Below are 3,199 nucleotides of genomic sequence, written 5' to 3' on the forward strand. Positions count from 1 at the left end.
TGATGCCATACTTTGCTGCCAGCTTCCTGAAGCCGCAGCCTTGCGTTAAATACTCCGCAATGATCTGTTCTTTTAAATCCATGATTTGGTTGATTTTTAGTCAACCTATTTCAGGACGAGACACAATTTGCTGATGTTTGCTGGTCATGCCCAACTTGCATAAAACCTAATGTTGGGCGATGTCATCTAAAGAAATTATACCAACTTCCTTTCGATTTCCCTTCAAAGTCTTCCTTTGTGACAATAGACATAGTAATACCATCAGGTCTTGATATTTTAATGTCTGTATATTGTTTGACCAAATTATAATAGTCTTGTCTCATATCATTAAACAGCTTGCTATTTTTAAATGTGTCTACTCGTGCTTCAGGAACAATTAAAATTAGAGTAGTTACAAGTCCTTGAGCAATATCACATAAATCGCCAGATATATATTGGTTAGTAAAATCATCCCATGCTTCGTTTGGTATGTACTTCATTTAGAATTGAGATTATTCAGATTTCGTCCAACTTTGTGATAATAAACATTATTAGTGTCTGTATGTAAATTCGTGTCCGCAACCAAAAACCATCCATCCATAAAAACTCTCCTAAGTCATCTTCCTTGAGAGTAAAGCTAACATCTAAATTCTCTGAACTGCTTTCGCCTACATAAACAATGTCTACAATCCAGTCATAGTTCCATTCTTTGATACAGTCTTCTATTACTTTGAGTTCGTCTTTAGAAAATTTATCTGTCCTTATGTTAATCAATTTTCCTTGCATAAAAAGGTGCCTGAAAATTTCGCCCAACGTTTTGGGGCTTGGCGAAGTGGGGGATTTAGAGGCACAAATGTTCAGTTTAGCACAAAAGCTCAATAGAAGTACAAATGTTCAGTTTAGCACTTCTGCCCCCATTTTGCCAAACCCCTGTTAGCAGTAGTTATTTTTCAAAATAGTCTAAGTCAATTTTTTTAATTTGATATGTTTCTATTCCTGTAACGCCAACATTATATTCAATCATTAAATTTGTCAAAGTTTCACCGTCAATTAGTATTACTTTTGGGTCAATTGACTTGACATATTCAATTGCTGTTTTTGCGAACGAACTTGTCGTTATGAAAACTCCTTTTTTTGCTCGTTGTCCGTGTAAAGCTCCAACAAACTTTTGAATTTCAGGTCTCCCAATACTTGTTTCCTCTTTCCACATTTTAGCTTGTAAATAAATTACGTCCAAGCCAAGTTTGTCCTCATTTATTATTCCGTCAATTCCCTCATCATTTGTTCTTTTGATTGATTCTCCTACCTTGTTTCGTGAGCCACCATACCCCATTTTAACCATTAGGTCAATAACTAAGTCTTCAAAAAATTGCCAAGTGTTTCCACGAATTTTTTCCAAAAGGTCAGAAGCTAATTCCCGTTTTATGAATTGGTAACTTTCTTCAAGTCTTTCTAATGGTGTTTTAGTGTCAATTATCGCAACAGTATCAGCTATGGTTGTGATTTTCGTGTCTTGTTCGTCCGTTGAAGTTGTGCCTTCGTTAAATTCTCTAAATTCTCCAATTGTTTTAAGGTCGTTGATTGAAATATAGTCGGTAAACTTTGTTAAAAAACTACGTCCTCTATCAGTGATTTTGAAATGTGAACGTTTTGTATTTTCAATTAGTTTGGCTTTTGAGAAGTAACTTTTAGTCCAATAAATACGATTGTCAAACTTTGTTTGTGCTCCACTTGGAACACGTTCAGCTTTATCTTCGTCTGATAGTGTAAAATGTTGCGTCAAAAATTCACGGATTTCATTCAAGGAAATTTCGTTATGCTCCGAGCTGTATTTTAAGACTGGGTAAAAGAAAGATTGAAAGTCTGGAATTGCCATTTATTTGTCTGTTTTCTATTTTGGGTTATCGTTCGATATAATTACTGCTAACGGGCAGGTATTGCTGCAGGTGGGATATTTTATAATGTCCAGCCCGGAACCACTGCCCAATTGAAAAACTAAAGTTGAAGTTAACAACAAAAAGGCAAATAGATATCGGTCTGCCCGAACCAAAGTACAGCGATGCAAACAGCCGATGTTTCAACGTCCATCCCCACTTGTAACAATACCAATGTTGTGTGTAGTTTTATACAATCAGATTCTTGTCTATTTCCAATTCAAGCAAACTTTTGTAGCCACCTAAATAAAAAGATGGGACATTTCCTTTAATCCCCAGTCTATATAAGCCAAATCCAGTAAGCCGTTTTTCTTCTCTGCCTTGCGTTATTAGTCTGAACCTTGAAAAATATGGTTTGTCTGGATTTACATATGGTTGCTGAATATTGAAACAATTAAACATTAACTCAAGTCCTTCAAAAACTCCTTTGCTGTTTTCTAATATTACTGGTTTCTTATCTGAACTTTGTTGTCCATGAGGAATGACAACAATTTTGTCAGTATATAAATTTTCTAATGTTCTGTAATTAATTTGTTGCTGGTCAAGAAATTTTTTAAACTCTTTTATTGTTTCAAATTTATCAGTCGTCCAAAATGTTTCTTTATAACAATTTAGTTTTAACGGCAAATCAGGTCGGTGAATAAGTTCTTCTTGTTTAGTTAATTCTGATCTTCGAAGAATTGTTGAGTTTTCTTTGAAAAAATCAGTTGTAGTCCGATAATAATTTTGGGTTTTATACTTAGCATATATTAATTCATTGTTTTCGTCAACGGGCTGATAAAAGGTTTCGCTGTCGTCGAACATTAATATTTTGCAGTTGCCTCCCCAATTAGTCTTATAAATGTCTCCAACTCTCATGTTCGTTTTAAAATTATAGGGTTGAAATCATTTTGCTGTGTCGGAAAAATTACACACAACGTTCGAGGCTTTGTGCAGTTGGGGAATTAACCAACTGTCCGCCCGGAACTGAAGCTAAATTTTTAACTAAATGCCGAAGTTTAGAACTACTGCCCAACAGAATTCCGTCCGCCGGATATAAAGCCTGGATATGCACTTGACCCGTCCTGAAAAAAGTTGACTGATTTTGGTTAATAATCCTGTTATTGGTTGACTAAGATAATACATCCTGAATAAGGTTGTTTTTTTACGTCGTTTGCCTGTGGGTTGGCGAAAAATATTTTCGTGCCCTTTACAGCTAAGAAAATATTTTTTGTGCGTCGGCTGCTCAGGTTGATTGCATGGTTACCTCGCTTAGTTTAGCGGTGTAATAATAGTTTTTCCATCGT

Annotated in this window: 4 protein-coding genes; all 4 read right to left on the reverse strand. The window is 35.4% G+C overall.

What is annotated here, in order from left to right; translation table 11 throughout:
* Positions 1 to 182 precede the first annotated feature (182 nt).
* The 4 genes from I5907_RS21535 to I5907_RS21550 all read right to left on the reverse strand — a co-directional run bounded on the left by I5907_RS21535 (position 183) and on the right by I5907_RS21550 (position 2,771).
* On the reverse strand, positions 183 to 479 hold the full coding sequence (locus I5907_RS21535) for a hypothetical protein (RefSeq protein WP_196992932.1): 297 nt from the start codon (positions 477 to 479) through the stop codon (positions 183 to 185).
* 16 nt (positions 480 to 495) lie between these two features.
* Positions 496 to 765 (reverse strand): hypothetical protein, encoded by a 270-nt coding sequence (locus I5907_RS21540; protein WP_196992933.1) that lies wholly within the window; start codon positions 763 to 765, stop codon positions 496 to 498.
* Positions 766 to 922: 157 nt separating this feature from the next.
* Positions 923 to 1,855 carry a restriction endonuclease gene (locus I5907_RS21545; RefSeq protein ID WP_196992934.1) on the reverse strand — a complete coding sequence of 311 codons (933 nt, stop codon included), beginning with the start codon at positions 1,853 to 1,855 and terminating at the stop codon, positions 923 to 925.
* Positions 1,856 to 2,102: 247 nt separating this feature from the next.
* Positions 2,103 to 2,771 carry a hypothetical protein gene (locus I5907_RS21550; RefSeq protein ID WP_196992935.1) on the reverse strand — a complete coding sequence of 223 codons (669 nt, stop codon included), beginning with the start codon at positions 2,769 to 2,771 and terminating at the stop codon, positions 2,103 to 2,105.
* Positions 2,772 to 3,199: the final 428 nt, after the last annotated feature.

The sequence above is a fragment of the Panacibacter microcysteis genome, from assembly GCF_015831355.1.
Classification (GTDB): Bacteria; Bacteroidota; Bacteroidia; order Chitinophagales; family Chitinophagaceae; genus Panacibacter; species Panacibacter microcysteis.

Coding starts and splice junctions, on each gene's coding strand:
- I5907_RS21535 (WP_196992932.1), bottom strand. CDS start 479: ATGAAGTACATACCAAACGAAGCATGGGATGATTTTACTAACCAATAT.
- I5907_RS21540 (WP_196992933.1), bottom strand. CDS start 765: ATGCAAGGAAAATTGATTAACATAAGGACAGATAAATTTTCTAAAGAC.
- I5907_RS21545 (WP_196992934.1), bottom strand. CDS start 1,855: ATGGCAATTCCAGACTTTCAATCTTTCTTTTACCCAGTCTTAAAATAC.
- I5907_RS21550 (WP_196992935.1), bottom strand. CDS start 2,771: ATGAGAGTTGGAGACATTTATAAGACTAATTGGGGAGGCAACTGCAAA.